The sequence below is a fragment of the Anaerosphaera aminiphila DSM 21120 genome (assembly GCF_900129925.1).
Classification (GTDB): domain Bacteria; phylum Bacillota; class Clostridia; order Tissierellales; family Peptoniphilaceae; genus Anaerosphaera; species Anaerosphaera aminiphila.
The window spans coordinates 21,708-37,497 of sequence record NZ_FQXI01000001.1 but is presented as its reverse complement, the minus strand read 5'-3'; the positions used below and the strand labels follow the sequence as shown (position 1 = coordinate 37,497).

General features: G+C 32.1%; 15 protein-coding genes and 1 pseudogene. 1 reads left to right on the top strand and 15 read right to left on the bottom strand.

Features of this window, described 5'->3' with window-relative positions; all coding sequences use genetic code 11:
* Position 1: 1 nt before the first annotated feature.
* The 10 genes and pseudogenes from purE to BUB47_RS00160 all read right to left on the bottom strand — a co-directional run.
* Positions 2 to 466: pseudogene (gene purE / locus BUB47_RS00205) on the bottom strand (5-(carboxyamino)imidazole ribonucleotide mutase); the annotation flags it as partial.
* 192 nt (positions 467 to 658) lie between these two features.
* Positions 659 to 1,600 carry a hydroxymethylglutaryl-CoA lyase gene (locus BUB47_RS00200; protein WP_073182669.1) on the bottom strand — a complete coding sequence of 314 codons (942 nt, stop codon included), beginning with the start codon at positions 1,598 to 1,600 and terminating at the stop codon, positions 659 to 661.
* Between the two features lie 11 nt (positions 1,601 to 1,611).
* Complete coding sequence (locus BUB47_RS00195; protein ID WP_073182667.1) at positions 1,612 to 2,448, bottom strand: sugar phosphate isomerase/epimerase family protein; 837 nt, start codon at positions 2,446 to 2,448, stop codon at positions 1,612 to 1,614.
* 14 nt (positions 2,449 to 2,462) lie between these two features.
* On the bottom strand, positions 2,463 to 3,641 hold the full coding sequence (locus tag BUB47_RS00190; protein ID WP_073182665.1) for a Gfo/Idh/MocA family protein: 1,179 nt from the start codon (positions 3,639 to 3,641) through the stop codon (positions 2,463 to 2,465).
* A 2-nt stretch (positions 3,642 to 3,643) separates the two neighbouring features.
* Positions 3,644 to 4,513 (bottom strand): shikimate dehydrogenase, encoded by an 870-nt coding sequence (gene aroE / locus BUB47_RS00185; RefSeq protein ID WP_073182663.1) that lies wholly within the window; start codon positions 4,511 to 4,513, stop codon positions 3,644 to 3,646.
* Positions 4,514 to 4,523: 10 nt separating this feature from the next.
* A complete protein-coding gene (locus BUB47_RS00180; RefSeq protein WP_073182662.1) occupies positions 4,524 to 5,579 on the bottom strand; it encodes a TRAP transporter substrate-binding protein in 1,056 nt (351 codons plus the stop codon).
* Between the two features lie 3 nt (positions 5,580 to 5,582).
* The gene (locus BUB47_RS00175; RefSeq protein ID WP_073182660.1) at positions 5,583 to 6,878 is read right to left on the bottom strand and encodes a TRAP transporter large permease; all 1,296 of its coding nucleotides are present in this window, start codon (positions 6,876 to 6,878) and stop codon (positions 5,583 to 5,585) included.
* A gap of 15 nt (positions 6,879 to 6,893) precedes the next feature.
* Positions 6,894 to 7,385 carry a TRAP transporter small permease gene (locus BUB47_RS00170; protein ID WP_073182658.1) on the bottom strand — a complete coding sequence of 164 codons (492 nt, stop codon included), beginning with the start codon at positions 7,383 to 7,385 and terminating at the stop codon, positions 6,894 to 6,896.
* Between the two features lie 56 nt (positions 7,386 to 7,441).
* On the bottom strand, positions 7,442 to 9,244 hold the full coding sequence (locus BUB47_RS00165; RefSeq protein WP_073182656.1) for a thiamine pyrophosphate-binding protein: 1,803 nt from the start codon (positions 9,242 to 9,244) through the stop codon (positions 7,442 to 7,444).
* Positions 9,245 to 9,304: 60 nt separating this feature from the next.
* Complete coding sequence (locus BUB47_RS00160; protein WP_073182655.1) at positions 9,305 to 10,720, bottom strand: aldehyde dehydrogenase family protein; 1,416 nt, start codon at positions 10,718 to 10,720, stop codon at positions 9,305 to 9,307.
* 339 nt (positions 10,721 to 11,059) lie between these two features.
* Between BUB47_RS00160 and BUB47_RS00155 the strand changes: the two genes are divergently transcribed.
* A complete protein-coding gene (locus BUB47_RS00155) occupies positions 11,060 to 11,974 on the top strand; it encodes a LysR family transcriptional regulator (RefSeq protein WP_073182653.1) in 915 nt (304 codons plus the stop codon).
* A gap of 33 nt (positions 11,975 to 12,007) precedes the next feature.
* Here BUB47_RS00155 and BUB47_RS00150 read toward each other — a convergent pair whose 3' ends face one another.
* The 5 genes from BUB47_RS00150 to rpmE form a co-directional block, all read right to left on the bottom strand.
* Complete coding sequence (locus tag BUB47_RS00150; RefSeq protein ID WP_073182652.1) at positions 12,008 to 12,553, bottom strand: rubrerythrin family protein; 546 nt, start codon at positions 12,551 to 12,553, stop codon at positions 12,008 to 12,010.
* Between the two features lie 88 nt (positions 12,554 to 12,641).
* On the bottom strand, positions 12,642 to 13,718 hold the full coding sequence (gene prfA / locus BUB47_RS00145; RefSeq protein WP_073182650.1) for a peptide chain release factor 1: 1,077 nt from the start codon (positions 13,716 to 13,718) through the stop codon (positions 12,642 to 12,644).
* Between the two features lies 1 nt (position 13,719).
* Positions 13,720 to 14,553 (bottom strand): peptide chain release factor N(5)-glutamine methyltransferase, encoded by an 834-nt coding sequence (gene prmC / locus BUB47_RS00140; RefSeq protein ID WP_073182648.1) that lies wholly within the window; start codon positions 14,551 to 14,553, stop codon positions 13,720 to 13,722.
* On the bottom strand, positions 14,544 to 15,497 hold the full coding sequence (locus tag BUB47_RS00135; RefSeq protein WP_073182647.1) for a DUF1385 domain-containing protein: 954 nt from the start codon (positions 15,495 to 15,497) through the stop codon (positions 14,544 to 14,546). The genes prmC and BUB47_RS00135 overlap by 10 nt, the downstream gene beginning before the upstream one ends.
* Before the next feature lie 39 nt (positions 15,498 to 15,536).
* Positions 15,537 to 15,743 carry a 50S ribosomal protein L31 gene (gene rpmE, locus BUB47_RS00130; protein ID WP_073182645.1) on the bottom strand — a complete coding sequence of 69 codons (207 nt, stop codon included), beginning with the start codon at positions 15,741 to 15,743 and terminating at the stop codon, positions 15,537 to 15,539.
* Positions 15,744 to 15,790: the final 47 nt, after the last annotated feature.

The following is a 15,790-nucleotide window of genomic DNA, read 5'->3' as shown; positions in this document are numbered from 1 at the left end:
ATTACTTTAACTGTTCGTTCATTTTTTTAACGTCTTCTTCTAGCTTCTTTTTGTAATTAGTTAATTTATCTCTTAAATCATCGTTACTTACAGCTAATATTTGAACAGCTAGTAATGCAGCGTTTTTTCCTCCGTCAATTGCCACAGTAGCAACAGGTACTCCAGAGGGCATTTGTACAGTAGCTAAAAGGGCATCCAAACCATCTAGTGTTGACGATTTTACCGGCACTCCTATAACTGGGAGAGTTGTATTTGCAGCTATTACTCCACCTAAATGGGCTGCTTTTCCAGCAATAGATATAATTACTCCGACTCCTCTTTCCACTGCTCCTCTTGAAAACTCATAAGCTCTAAGGGGTGTTCTATGGGCAGATATAACTTCAATTTCATAATCTACTCCAAATTCATCTAAAACCAAAACGATTTCATCACTAATTCTTTTATCACTAATACTACCTAATACTACCTAATACAATAGATACCTTCATAAAAACCTCCATATATTGTAAAGATAAAACAAACTTTTACTTAGTTAATTATTCATTAATATATTAACAGTGTCCCGCTTTAAAGTCAAGAATTATAAATTTAAGATATCTTTTTTATACATAAAAACTTAATAGCAGGGCTTATTAAATTTAATAAGCCCTGCTATTATTTACTTCGTCGTATTATTTTTACCTTGTTTTGTTGGTAGTTCCTTTATTAAGTCTTTTGCCTTGCCAGCTTTTAATATATAACTGTCAGTTTGATGATTTACTAGGGAAACTACTTCTTTTCCTATTTCTATAACTTTATCCAAGTTAATATCTGTTTCAATATCCATTAACTCCAGCATGTGAAGTACATCTTCAGAAGATATATTGCCGGCTGCTCCAGGAACGAAAGGACAACCACCCAGTCCTGCAAATGCAGTATCAAAACAATCAACACCCGCTTCCATTCCAGCTAAAATATTTGCAATTGCAAGCCCTCTTGTATTATGGAAGTGTAAAATCCACTTAACTTCAGGATATTCTTTTTTTACAAGTTTACTAATGTTATAAACTTGACTAGGATAAGCAACACCAGCTGCATCAGACAGAGAAATTTCTCTTATTCCCACATCTATATAGGCTTCTATGATTTTTTTCACATCTTCTATAGGTATTTCACTATCCCAAGGAGATCCAAAGGGCATTGAAATAGATCCGGAAATTCCAATATTATTTTCTTCTGCAAGTTCTACACAACTTTTAAATCCAGCTACACTTTCTTCAGGTGTCATATTTAAATTGGCAAGATTATGAGCTCTACTAGCTGAAACATTTAACTTTACTTTTTTACATCCACAGGCAATAGCTCTCTCTACACCTTTTAAATTTGCAATTAGTGCTCTATACTCAACTTCAGGATTTAAATCAGCTCTTTTAAATAATTCATCAGTGTCTGCCATTTGTGGAACTGCCTTTGGATTTACAAAAGACCCAACTTCAATTATTTTATAACCGGCATCAGTAATTTCATTTAACAATTTTATTTTATCTTCAGTCTTTAAAATAGTCTTCTCATTTTGTAAGCCATCTCTTAGTCCCACTTCACAAATTGTAACTTTTTGCATTTATCCACCTCCTAAATAGTTGCATACTCTCTGCCAGTGACGTATTTTTCACAATAATCTCTTGCTGTTTCAATACATCTCTTAGCATGTTCTTCATACCCATATTCTGCAACTTTCTTCAAATTTGGAAGTTCTATTGAATATGGAACTATTGGCATATTATTTAAAATGTCTTTAATTTCAATACCGCCTTCTCCTAAATACAATCTTTCTTCTCTTAAAATTCTAGTCATTTCTTCTTCATCACTTGGAATGTCTTTACAGGCATCACAGATGTGAGCAAAGTGAAAATACTTTTCAGGTATAGACCTAAGCATTTTAGGATCGTCTTTTGCCCTATGAACGTGATGAGTATCAATCATAATACCTGCATTATCAGCATTAGTATTATCAAGAACTTCCAAAGTTTCCTTTAAATTTTTTACTCCTGCTATAGGCACATACTCTAAATCCACTGTCAAATTATACTTAGCTGCAAGTTCGCATAGTTCGTTAAACTTTTCTATATAGTAACCTTTTTTATCAGTCCAAATGCTACTTAAAATATGTTTTGCATTTAATTCTGCTGCAACTTCCATTGCACCTTCATATTCTCTAACATCCATACCATCATAAATTCTAGCAAGTTCGATATCTAATACTTTTAAACCAGTACTATTTAATACTTCTTTAACTTCTTTCATAAGCTTTTTATCTTTTTTTAAATCATATTTTACTTCATCGCTTAGGCCCATATATATTTGTCTTAAACTAACATAGTCATATCCACAATTTGCTGCTATCTTTGCTATTTCAACTGGGGAGGTATGCAATACTGTTAGTTGAGCTAACGAAAATTCAAATTTCAAAACTATCACCTTTTCTATAAATATATTCGCTTACCTTTTTCTGCAGAAAAATAAGCTGCATATATTATTCTCATTGTGTCATAAGCTATTTCAAAATTGGAAATTGGTTCCTCATTGTTTACTACAGACATTACAAAATCTTGTAATTCTCCAGTATAACCTCTCATAACTTCATCAGCTATAAAAGCTTTATTCCAACCTATTGCAGTAGGCAACATTTCTGAAAACTTAACATCTTCCATTCCATCATCGTCTAACATATAACAATTTAATGCATCAATGGGAGTTAAATTACAGTTCATGGCAACATTATTACCATAAATTTCTATATAATTTTTCGTCCCACCTAAAACTGTATCTGATGCCATAACAACAGCTTTACTTCCATTTGAATAAGTTATTGTTATATTTGAAAAATCTTCTACATCTTCAACTTTAATTGTATGATATTTCAACTCTTCTTCTGGTATGTTTTTTGTAACAGAACCCACATCTGCAATTACACTTTCAACTTCTATTTTTTCACTACTGTAACAATTTTCAACTTTTTTTAAATAGACTATTCCACCTAGAGGGTGACACCCTAATCTAATTAGTGAGCCTCCTCCAGTGCCACTCCACTGTCCTGCAACAGGTGAACTCGAACCCTTTAAGCTCTCCTCACCCTTTAAAAACATAAGTCTAGTCTTTTTTGATTGTATTATTTCTGCTGCCTTTAAAATATTAGGCGCATATACAAAGTTCTCGGCATACATTAAATATTTATCTGTATTCTCTAGTTCATCTTTGATTTTATTTAAAGATTTCATTACAGAATTGTACATATGCTCTTTATCAACATTTACTCCTATTGGATGTTCATCGCCATCTTCGCCAAAATATCCTATTAAAGGTTTTTCGCAAATTACGTGTTTATTTGAACGTAAGCCATTTATTATCATTTCTTCGTGAAGTACAGGAGGAGTACATATATCAATAATGTCTACTTCTTCATCATTTAAGATGTCATTGTAATCTGTAGTTACTATTTCTATATTGTATTTCTCAGCTTTTTCTACAGCTAAATTTCTATTTATATCAGATATATATTTTATTCGTATATTTACTCCACTAACTTTTCCATATCCTTCACAGTGAAGAAATGCTCCATATCCTGCCCCAACAATTCCTATGACTACTGTTTTCTTTTCCATATTTAAGATTCCTCAAATAGTTCTTGTCTCACATAGTCCTGTGGCATATCTACTCCCAGCCATATTTTAAAGGCTAGTGCTCCTTGCCAAATCATCATGTTTATTCCGTTACAAGTTTCGCATCCTGCTTCTTTTGCATATTTCATAAACAGTGTTTCTCGAGGATCATATACAATATCATATACAAAAACATCACTATTGCTGATAACTTTTGGAGAGGAAATAGAACATCTATCATCTCTTCCCTTCATTCCCAAAGGTGTTGCATTAATTAAGAGAACCGAATCTTTTAGCTCTTCACTTAATTCTTTTTCAGTTTCTATAATTTTAACGTTGCATCCTTTGATGTTTTTTTCAATAGTGCTTTTTATTTCACTTGCTAAATCCTTGTCAATTTCTTTTATAACTAAATCTTTAAGTCCCTCATAGGCCAACTGAATTGCTATAGCTCGACCAGCTCCACCAACTCCAATTAAAACTGCTTTTTTTCCCTTATACTCTATGCCCTGTTCTTCTATTGATGCAATAAATCCGGCACCATCTGTGTTATAACCCGTAGTTTCTTTAGTTATAGGGTCAATTTTTACAGTGTTAACAGAACCAATAATTCTAGCATCTTCAGAAACATAATCTAAATATTTAATTACTTCTTGTTTATTGGGAAAAGTTATATTGGAACCTAGGGCACCAAATAATTTCAGTGCCTCTATTCCCTGTTTTAAGTCTTCTTTTTCTAATTCAAAACATAAATATACATAGTCTAAGTTTAATTTTTCAAAAGCAGAATTGTGCATATGAGGTGATCTGCTATGTTTTAGCGGATTACCTAACAATCCTATTAATCCTGTTGTTCCTTGAATTCTATTTGCCATAACATTCTCCTTAGTTCATACCTAATTCAGTTTCAGCTTTTGCAATTTCAGATCTCAATAAGTCAACTAGTTCTTTTCCTATTTGATTTTCTAAAGTAGTCCAAACAGATTCACTACTATTTTTCATGTCATTAAATAATGTTTCATTATATGGAATAATAGTTGTACCACTGTCTTTTACTATTTCAAGTCTTCCTGCTGAACGCTCGTCTGTTTGAGCTCTTGCATCAATTTTAGCTTCATCGGCTGCTTCATAAACACACTTTTGTAATTCTTCAGGTAAATCATCTATTACATTTGGAGAACCTATTAATGTTAAAGTGTGCAATATATGGTTAGTTTCTACAATATAGTCTTGTTGCTCATAAACTTTACTTGCAACTATAGTTTCAACTGGATTTTCCTGTGCATCAATTGAACCTTGTTGTAATCCTATATACACTTCTGACCAAGCCATAGGTGTCGGGTTTGCTCCTACAGATTTCCAAAATGCTATATGGTTTGGATTCTCCATAGTTCTAATTTTTATTCCCTTAAGATCGCTTAATTGTTCAACATTTTTATTAGAGCTCATTACTCTAAAACCTTGATCTGCTATACCTAAAAGTCTTAAATTTTTAGGTTCGTAGAACGCTTTAAGTTCTTCAGTAAGAGGACCATCTAATACTTTTCTAGCCACTTCCAAGTTTCTAAATGCCATTGGAGCATCAAATATAGCTGCCTCCGGAACAAAAGTAACTTGTGGAGCTGTAGTTTGTACTACAAAGGTGATATTTCCATTTTGCACAGCTTCTGCAATTTCTCCATCTCCTCCCAATTGAGAGTTTGGATATCTATTTACAATTATTCTTCCTTTAGACTTCTCTTCTAATATATCTGCAAATGTATTCATGAAGATTCCGGTAACTGTGTCTTCTTGACTGTCGCAGGCAATGTAGAGTTCATATACATCTCTTTCGCCCGTTTCTTTTCTTCGCTCCTCACTACTTAAGCATCCAGTTAGAGAGGTTAAAACACAAGTCAACATCAGTATTAAGGATATTTTCTTTATAAAAAATTTATTCATAATTTAACCTCCTATTAAAACTAAACTTATTTGAGGAATAAATGTAATCAATAGTAGTGCTACTATAAAGGCTCCTACAAATGGAAGCGCCTTTTTAATTATATCCTCAATCCGCACATCAGTTATTGAACTTGCAACGAATAAGTTTACTCCTAGTGGAGGTGTTACAAAACCTATTGCCAAGTTTACAACCAGCATAACTCCAAAGTGAATAGGGTTCATACCATATGCTGTTACCAGTGGTAATAGTATAGGAGTTAAAACCAATATAGCTGGTGTGGTGTCCAAAAACATACCTACTGCCAATAAAATTACATTTAGTAATAAAAGAAGTGCTATTTTACTACTTACTGAATTTGTAATTAAAGCGGCTATCATCTCTGGCGCTTTCATATATGTCAGCACACGTGCAAATCCTGTTGCAGCTGCTATAATAAATAGAATTGTAGAATAAGTTGCTACACTATCTATTAATATAGGCATTATATCTTTTACTTTTATAGTCTTATATATAAATATTGATATAAATAGCGAATAAAATACTGATATAACTGCAGCTTCAGTAGGAGATGCTATACCGCTATATATACTACCCAGTATAATTATTGGTGATAGTAGTGCCCAGAAGCTATTTAAAAATAATTTCCCAAATCCTACGCTTTTAAGTTCTGATTCATATGCACGTAGTTTTTCCTTGTCTTCTCCATTTTTCTTACAATAGTAGTAAGAATATGCCATTAGGCAAAATCCTATTAATAATCCCGGAATTATTCCTGCAATAAATATGTCTGCTACAGATACCCCTGCGGCTTGACCATAGAATATAAATGGAATACTTGGTGGAATAATAACTCCAAGTCCCCCTGCTACAGCTACTAATGCTGTGGAGAACACCTTATCATAACCATACTTTACAAGTATTGGTATAGTCATTGCGCCTACTGCCGCTGTTGTTGCAGGTCCTGAACCTGATATTGCACCGTAAAATAGACAGGTTACAATAGTTGCTATAGGAAGTCCCGCTGTTTTATTTGCTATAAAATATGAGAAAAAGTTAAAGAGTTTTTCACTTATTTTACCTTTCGCCATTATATTTCCCGATAATATAAACATTGGAACAGCTAAAATCGGAAAACTGTTAACTCCACCTACCATCGCTCTTATTATGTACTGAGGATCAGCAGCAAACCAAGGATCTATTAAGTTAGGTAATATTCCCAGTCCAGCCAAAATCATTCCTATTGGAATTCCCAATACAAGTAAAAGCACAAATACAATAAATAAACTTGCTATTGTCATTAAATTACCCTCCCTTTACAATCCGTGTTTTTGTTCTACTTTTTTATGACCTGAAAGCACTTCATAAAAATTTTGTACTATTCTAATAAGTGATAATATAGATCCCACTAAAACTGACAATTGTACAATCCACATTGGAATTCCCATTGCAGCGCTAGTTTGACCGCTTAAATAAGTGCTTCTTACAACGTCATAAGAGAAAATAGTCAATATTAAAAATAGCGCAAACATTATAATTTTATCAAAATATAGTAAAAACTTTTGAAACTTTACAGGCATCATATTTCTAAACTGATCCACCTTTATAGAGGTTCCCTTTTTAATACAATATGGAACTCCAATAAATGCCGACCACACAAATAAATATCTTACTAATTCTTCTGACCAACTTAGTGAGTTATTAAAAACATATCTAGATACAATTTGTATTCCCAATAGCACAGTCATTATTACCAATAATATAACTAAGAACATTTCTTCTAAGTGTTCATCTAACCATTTAATCATTGTATACCTCCTTATTTATATAGGGAGGAAAGATTCTCCTCCCCATTTTATATGTTTTATTCAGTAGAAACGTGATCAGATCTTTCAGCTTCTCCACTTATTAATACTCCATCTTTTACATTGTCTTTAGGAGTATAAATATCATTAATATTCCAAATTCCGTCAGTAGGAACCGGTATGTTCTCCATAGGAACATCTATTAAATATGGTTCATTACTATTTAAAGCTTCTTCAAATATTGCTTCGAAGTCTTCAGCTCTCTCTACTTTTTTAGCTTTTATTCCATAAGCTTTAGCTACTTCAGCCCACTCCGGATTATATGGCTTGCCATCTATTTTAAATACTGTTCCAAAGTTATGTTTATAGTGAGCTCCTTCAAGTCCTGCTATAGTTCCAAAGGCATAGTTATTCATAACAACCCAAACTACAGGTATATTATATTCTTTAGCTGTTGCTAAAACTGATGGATTTGTTCCAAAACCTCCATCACCTATTAAAGTTATAACTTTTTTATCAGGTTTTGCAAGTTTAACTCCAAGTATAGCTGCTGATCCAAATCCCATTGTTGCAAGGCCACCTGGATGCATAATAGTTCCCGGTTCTGTAATATCGAACTGTTGAGCTACACCATTTTTATTCCATCCAACGTCTGTACAAATAACAGCATCTTCAGGTAAAACTTCTCTTACGTCTTTTAATATTCTCTGAGGTGTCATTGGAAATCTCGAATCATTTGCTATCGGTTCATTTGATTTTTTAAATTCAGTTTTATAAGCTTTGATTTCTTCTATTAATTTAGGTCTTTGTATTCCCTCTGGTTTAATAATCTTAGCTTCTTCAAGTATCGCCTCTAAAGCTAATTTCAAATCAGAAACAGCACCAATTTCAACAGGGTAGTTTCTTCCAATTTCAACAGGATCAATGTCTATCTGTATAAACTTTGTCTTGTCGTCGTTAAAAGTTACACCTTTGTACCAAGAACTGGAATCTGCTTCCGCAAACCTAGTTCCAAGTCCCAATATTACATCCGCATTTGCAGTTTTATTGTTTATAAAATCAGTTCCCCAAAATCCCGTCATACCTAACATCAATGGATGTTTATCTGAAAGAGCACCTTGGCCCATTAAAGTTCTTGAAACTGGAATATTTAAGAAATCTACTAGTTCTTCTAATTCTTTAAATGCCTTTGATAAAACTACTCCTCCACCTATGTGAATAACTGGATTTTTAGCATCAATTAGCATTTGAGCAATTCTCTTTGCAGTATTTCTATCTAGAGCTGGTTTAATAGTATCAAGTGTACCTTTAAATGTCTTTTCAAAGTACTTAGTATCTATTTCTCTAGAGAACATATCCATTGGAACAGATATTAAAACAGGTCCCGGCCTTCCAGATTCTGCAAGTCTAAAAGCTCTATCTAATATATCTGGAAATAATTCAGGTGTGTCAATTCTAAAAGCTCTTTTTACAAAAGGCTTGTATATTTCATATTGGTCACCATCAGAGTGCATATTAACCTCTTGATGAGGATGCTTTCCATAGTAGTAACTAGGAACGTCTCCTGCAATAACAACCATTGGAATTGAATCTAAAGATGCATTTGCAACACCTGTAGTTGCATTTGTAAGTCCTGGTCCTAAATGGCACATAACCACACTTGCTCTACCAGTTGCTCTTGCATATCCATCAGCTGCTGTTGAAGCAATTTGCTCATGTCTTACAGATATATATTGTAATTTTTCACTTTTTTCTAAAGCATCTAGCATAGCTATTACTGTATGTCCACAAAGTCCAAATACATATTTTGTATCTCTTCTCTCTAGGTAATCAACTAGTTGCTCTGATATTAATTTATTCATCTAATACCTCCCACCTACCATCTCATTAACTACAATTTATTTACATTATTAATTATAATATTAATTTTCAGCTAACTCAGGGTCATAAAATTCACCAAATAGTTCTTTATCTGATGGCATATCTTTTTCAATTGGCACAGAAACCCAAGTTGTGTTCATATAGTGTTTTAATGCAATGTTTTCAGAAACTATATTTCCACCCCAAGTTCCACAACCCATTGATGATGTCATTGGCATTCCATTAGTTGCTGAACCTGAATTTGCCTTTGATTGAGGTTGTCTAACCATAATTCTACTTACAGGAGCTGCCATTGCTAATCTATTTATATGATCTTCATCAAAAGAGAATATTCCACATGAGTGCCCTTTTCCACCAACTTCATAAATTGCTCTCATTCTATCTAGAGCATTTTCAAATTCGCCTGAATATTTAAATGTTGCAAGAAGTGTTGTCAACTTTTCACTTGAGAATGGATAGTCTTTTCCAATATTGTCTTCTTCAACAAAAATAAATTTTTTGTCGCTTGGAATTGAAAATCCTGCTGCTTCAGCAAGTTTTTGAGGAGAAACAGCTACTGTATCAGATTTTCTGTGTCCTTCTTCATCCCACATAGCTTTTCTAAGTAGTTCTTTTTCTTCTGCATTAGCTCTATATCCGCCTTCTTTTTCTAGGCAATCTAATGTTTCATCATAAATTTCATCATATATAATTAAGTTTCCGTCTGCAGAACAACCACTACCAAAATCTGATGTCTTACTTAACATTGAATTGTGAGCTGCTTCTTCTGGAATTGCAGTGTTGTCAAAAATCATAGTTGCATTTCCTGCTCCCGAACCATAAGCTGGTGTTCCTGAACTATAAGCTGCTTTTACCATAGGTTTTCCACCAGTTGCTATTACTAGATTAGCTCTTCTCATAAGTTCATTAGTCATTGCAACACTTGGATTTGTAACGCATTGTAAAATATCTTCTGGAGCTCCTTCTCTTCTAAGAGCTTCTCTCATTATTTCAACACCTTTAAAGGTTGTATTTTTAGCTCTTGGATGTGGTGAAAATATTAATACGTCTCGTGCTTTTATTCCATAGATTGCTTGTCCAGCCGGTGTTAAAACGGGATTTGTAGTAGGAACTAGTGAAGCAATAATTCCAACAGGTTTAGCATATTTTTTTATACCTTTTTCAGGTATTTCTTCTATACAACCTACACTTTTCCCTCTAAGTGCGTCTCTAAGAACTCCTCTAACTTTAAATCTTTTATTTAATCTAGATTCTGGATCTCCTAGTCCACTTTCCTCAATAGCCATATCTGCAAGTTCTTTTACAACTTTTTTATTTCCAATTGCCCAACCTACGGCTTGGATAAGTCTATCTACCTTTTCCTGATCATAAGTTTCAATAATTTGTCTTGCCTTTTCTGCCTTTTCAAATAATTCATCTAATTCTTTTAACTGTTCTTCTGTAATTTCTTTAGCCATTTTAATACCTCCATCATTACCATTAAAATTAGTGTCGTTTTTCTGCATTTCTTCTACTGCTTAAAAAAATATTACCATATAAACGTTTACATTTCAATGTCTTAAGAGATAGCTCATCTCTTTATCACGCTAAATTTCCGTTGCTATCTCACTAATTTTTAGAATGATAGAGGTGGTTTTTTATGTTTTATACCGTTTTTTACAATATATTTTCACATAATTTTACTTTATTTTTTATCAAGCTCTGTATTTTTCTATGTTTTTACTTTTAAATGTGATAAAATATTGTCATTCTATTATACAGTTTTTTGTATTAATTATTAATTTATGGAGGAATTTATGAATATTCAACATTTATATTATTTTCAATCTCTTGCTAAATACGAACACTACTCAATTGCTGCAGATGAACAACTAACTTCTACCTCAAGTATTAACTATGCTATTACCACCATTGAAAATGAAATCGGCCTTCCCTTATTTCAAAAAGTTGGAAGGAATATAAAATTAACTAAATATGGAACTATTTTTTTAGACTATACAAATAATATTTTAAATACTTATGAAAATGCACTAAGTGAAATGAACGATTTAAAATTTAAAATAAGTAGTTCGGCTAAAATCGCCTGTGTTGCATCAATGAGTTTAGGATTTTTACCACTTATGTTAGCCACTTTTAATGAAGAAAACAAAGGTGAAAATATAAATTTCGAACTATTGCAAATGGATACAGCTGAAATGATACAAAATATGAAATTGGGAAAAGTATTTATGGGATTTGCAATACGAGTTGATGATCCTGAAATTCTATCCTATCCTCTCTTTAAAGAAGAATTCGTACTAATTGCACCTAAAAATAAATACTCCATTGAAGAAGATATTGATGATTTTTCAGCATTTAAAGATGAAGACTTTATTACTTATGATAAGACTTTTTCTATGTATAAAACAATTACAAAAATATTTGCATCTTATGATTTTAATCCAAATATTTTGTACTATGCACCTACTGATTCAATGGTAGCTGACTTTGTTAGTAATGGACTTGGAGTTGCTATTACCCCAAATTCTCATATGCTTGCAAATTACGACGTTGATATTTTTAATTTAAAAAATAAACACTATAGAACTCTTTGTCTACACTGGTTAAAAAGCGCTCCTATGACAAGTACTGATAAAAAATTAAAGAAATTTATTTTAAATAATTCTCTGGAGCTTGCAAATAAATTTTCAATTGTTAAATCAAAAAAATAGCTGTCTAATTAGACAGCTATTTTACATTAACTATTAATATTTTACAAATACTTTTGCTTTTGCATGACAAATTGGACATTCTGCCAAAGTTTCATCAAAAGTTATAAATCCACAAACTGGACAAAGAAGTATATTTTCAGCTTGTAAGTCATTACCAGCATCAACAGCATCTTTTGCTTCTTGATATCTCTCAGCATGAACTTTTTCAGCTTCTATTGCATATTTCATTGCCCTTACAGCAGTGTCTTCACCTTGCATTTCTGCAACTGCAATATATGCCGGATACATTTGAGTATATTCAAAAACTTCTCCACCCTTAGCTCCCTCTAAGTTTTCAGAAGTTGTTCCAATTCCAAATCCAGCCATTGATACTACAGGAAAATCTCCCTTTACATCTTTTAGTGCTTTGAAATGTAATTTTGCATGAACTTCTTCAGCGTCAGAAGTAGCTCTGAATAATCTTGCTACGTTTTTAAATCCGCTTTTTTCTGCTTCTTCTCCCCATATAATGTATCTCATATGTGCTTGACTTTCTCCACCAAAGGCAGATCTTAAATTATCGCTAGTCATTTGATTCATAAATATTACCCCCTAATATATTTTTAATTTACACCCTATTAGTATTATATATAATACTAATTATTAAATCAATATTTACTATTTTATATTAATTATTACTATCTGCATTTTCAATTTTATCAGCTTGATCACTTGCTATTAAAGTATCTATAATTTCATCTAACTCCCCATCTGTTATAGCATCTATTTTGTGAAGAGTTAGCCCAACTCTATGGTCAGTAACTCTACCTTGAGGATAATTGTAAGTTCTTATTCTCTCCGACCTATCTCCAGTTCCAACTTGTGATTTTTTTTGATCTGATAGGACTTTATTTTGTTCTTGTAATTTTTCATCATATAATTTTGTCTTTAATATTTTTAAAGCCTGTTCTCTATTTTGAATTTGAGATCTTTCATTTTGACACTGAACTACTATTCCCGTTGGAATATGAGTAATTCTAACTGCAGAGTCTGTAGTATTAACATGCTGTCCACCTGCTCCTGACGACCTATATACATCAAATTTAAGTTCAGTTGGATCAACATCCACTTCAACATCTTCAGCTTCTGGCAATACTGCTACAGTGACAGTTGACGTATGAATTCTACCTGAGCTCTCAGTCTCTGGAACTCTTTGAACTCTGTGTACACCGGATTCATATTTTAATCTGGAATAAGCTCCCTTTCCTATAATCATAAAAATCACTTCTTTATAGCCACCTATTCCTATTTCATTGGTATTTAGTATATTAACTTTCCAGTTTTTTCTCTCTGCATATCTAACATATTGTCTAAATAAAACTCCGACAAAAAGTGCTGCTTCATCTCCACCAGCTCCGGCTCTTATTTCTACAATAACATTTTTATTGTCATTGGGATCTTTAGGTATTAATAAAAATCTCAATTCTTCTTCAATTTTTTCTAAGTTTTCTTCATCTTCTTTAATTTCTTCTTTTACTAATTCTTTTAAATCATCATCTAATTTTTCAGTTAAAAGTTCCTTATTGCCATTTAAACTATTGTGTATGTTTTTTAATTCTCTATATTTTGAAACAATGGGCTCTATTTCAGCATGTTCAATTGCAATTTTTTGATATAATTTTGAATCGTTAATTACATTTATGTCCATTAACTGTTTTTCAAGCTCTTCATACTTATCCTCAAATACTTGTATATTTTCGTACATACTAAACTCCTTTACTAGCCACTACAACTCTGTCATTTCCAGATAAATCTCTATATACATCGACATCGTATCCAGCCAAAATTTTTTTTAAATCATCTGCTTGGTTGTAACCTATTTCAAATACTAAAACCCCTCTTTTTTTTAAATATTTCTCAGCATCTCTTACAATATTTCTATAAAAGTCCAACCCATCTGTTCCTCCATCTAGAGCATTTAAGGGTTCAAAATGTCTGACCTCTTCTTGAAGGTTTTCTATATCACAACTCTTTATATATGGAGGATTTGAATAAATTATATCATAGTGTCCATTTACATTTGAATATAAATCACTCTTTAATAAATTTATATTTTCTACTTTGTGTAGTTTTATATTCTTTAAAGTGTTTTTTAGAGCACTTTCGGAAATGTCTACACTTGTAAATTTACAAAATTTATATTTAAGTGCCATTGTTATTGAAACAACACCTGTACCACAACCAATTTCTAAAAAATTTTTAACATTATTTTCTTCAAAGAGAGATATTAAAACTTCCACACTTTTTTCAGTGTCATTTCTTGGAATTAATACACCTTTATCTACTAAGAACTTGTGTCCATAGAAATTTACTTCACCTATTATATATTGTAGAGGTTCTCCTAATTTTCTACGTCTTAAAATTTCAAAATATCTATCTTCAACTTCTCTATCTAGCTCTTCATCACCATGTGATACAAAGTAAGAACTATCTTTTTCCAGTAAGTATTCTAATATTAACTTAGTCTCTAAAAAAGGGTTAGTATATTCAGATTTCTCTAAATAATTTAACCCTTTTTGCAATGCCTCTACTATGCCCATAGATCACTTTCTCCATCTTCTGGTAAAACAGCTTTTAAGCTTTCTAAGGCAACCTCTATCATTGAATCGTCTGGTTCTCTAACCGTTACATACTCTTGAATTTTAAGTCCAGGAATTGTCATTATCTTACAAATTTTTAAATCACTTTTGCCTATAATTCTATTTACCTCATAGGCTATACCAGCAATAAATGGAAGCGCAACAATTCTACTTAACATTCTCATTATAGGACTAGGCCATCCAAAAAAAGATAAAACTAAAATGCTTATAATCATTACCATAAATAAAAAGCTTGTTCCACATCTTGGATGAACCATTGGATACTTTCGTACATTTTCAACTGTCAATTCATCTCCTGCTTCATAACAGTGTATTGACTTATGTTCACTCCCATGATATTCAAACACTCTTCTAATATCATCTACTTTTGAAACATAGTATAGATAAATTCCAAAAACTGAAAGTCTTAATAATCCCTCTACTAAATTTAATATTAGTGACGAATCAGTATACTTTGTTAAAAATCCAGCAACTATACTAGGTAAAATCATAAATAACAGCGCTGCAATAGCAAATGAAAATAGTATTATTATTGCCATTTCAACACTTTCACTTTTATCTTTAAATATTTTATTTAGTATTCCCTCTTTATCTTTACTTGTTTCTTCTTGTTCTTCGTCTTCCCAAAAAGAAGCTGCATACATTAGAGAATTTATTCCAACTACCATTGAATCTATTAATTTATATGCACCTCTAATAATTGGAAAATCTAATATTTTATATTTTTTTGATAGGTCATTTACTTTTTCAACTTTAAGTTCTATATCATTATCAGGTTTTCTGACAGCTATAGCAATTTTAGAAGGACCTTTCATCATAACGCCCTCTATTAATGCTTGACCGCCTATTGAAGTTTTAAATGACTTTTTTATATTGTTGTTCATAATACTCCTTAAAGAAAAATGGTTAGCCCATGCTAACCATTAATCGTTTCTTTGATATTTCTTATTGAATCTTTCAATACGTCCGCCATGGTCAGTGAATTTTTGTTTTCCTGTGAAGAACGGATGACATTCAGAGCAGATTTCAACTTTTAACTCTTCTTTAACTGATCCTGTTTTAAATGTGGTTCCACAAGAAGCACAAGTAACAGTTGCTTCTTTATATTCTGGATGAATTCCTTTTTTCATTTTACACAACTCCTTTGTCTATAACTATTTTAGTTTATCATAATATT

Bases quoted from the DNA above. Each gene is read 5' to 3' on its own strand.
- BUB47_RS00200 (WP_073182669.1), bottom strand. From the start codon at position 1,600: ATGCAAAAAGTTACAATTTGTGAAGTGGGACTAAGAGATGGCTTACAA.
- BUB47_RS00190 (WP_073182665.1), bottom strand. From the start codon at position 3,641: ATGGAAAAGAAAACAGTAGTCATAGGAATTGTTGGGGCAGGATATGGA.
- aroE (WP_073182663.1), bottom strand. From the start codon at position 4,513: ATGGCAAATAGAATTCAAGGAACAACAGGATTAATAGGATTGTTAGGT.
- BUB47_RS00180 (WP_073182662.1), bottom strand. From the start codon at position 5,579: ATGAATAAATTTTTTATAAAGAAAATATCCTTAATACTGATGTTGACT.
- BUB47_RS00175 (WP_073182660.1), bottom strand. From the start codon at position 6,878: ATGACAATAGCAAGTTTATTTATTGTATTTGTGCTTTTACTTGTATTG.
- BUB47_RS00170 (WP_073182658.1), bottom strand. From the start codon at position 7,385: ATGATTAAATGGTTAGATGAACACTTAGAAGAAATGTTCTTAGTTATA.
- BUB47_RS00165 (WP_073182656.1), bottom strand. From the start codon at position 9,244: ATGAATAAATTAATATCAGAGCAACTAGTTGATTACCTAGAGAGAAGA.
- BUB47_RS00160 (WP_073182655.1), bottom strand. From the start codon at position 10,720: ATGGCTAAAGAAATTACAGAAGAACAGTTAAAAGAATTAGATGAATTA.
- BUB47_RS00155 (WP_073182653.1), top strand. From the start codon at position 11,060: ATGAATATTCAACATTTATATTATTTTCAATCTCTTGCTAAATACGAA.
- BUB47_RS00150 (WP_073182652.1), bottom strand. From the start codon at position 12,553: ATGAATCAAATGACTAGCGATAATTTAAGATCTGCCTTTGGTGGAGAA.
- prfA (WP_073182650.1), bottom strand. From the start codon at position 13,718: ATGTACGAAAATATACAAGTATTTGAGGATAAGTATGAAGAGCTTGAA.
- prmC (WP_073182648.1), bottom strand. From the start codon at position 14,553: ATGGGCATAGTAGAGGCATTGCAAAAAGGGTTAAATTATTTAGAGAAA.
- BUB47_RS00135 (WP_073182647.1), bottom strand. From the start codon at position 15,497: ATGAACAACAATATAAAAAAGTCATTTAAAACTTCAATAGGCGGTCAA.
- rpmE (WP_073182645.1), bottom strand. From the start codon at position 15,743: ATGAAAAAAGGAATTCATCCAGAATATAAAGAAGCAACTGTTACTTGT.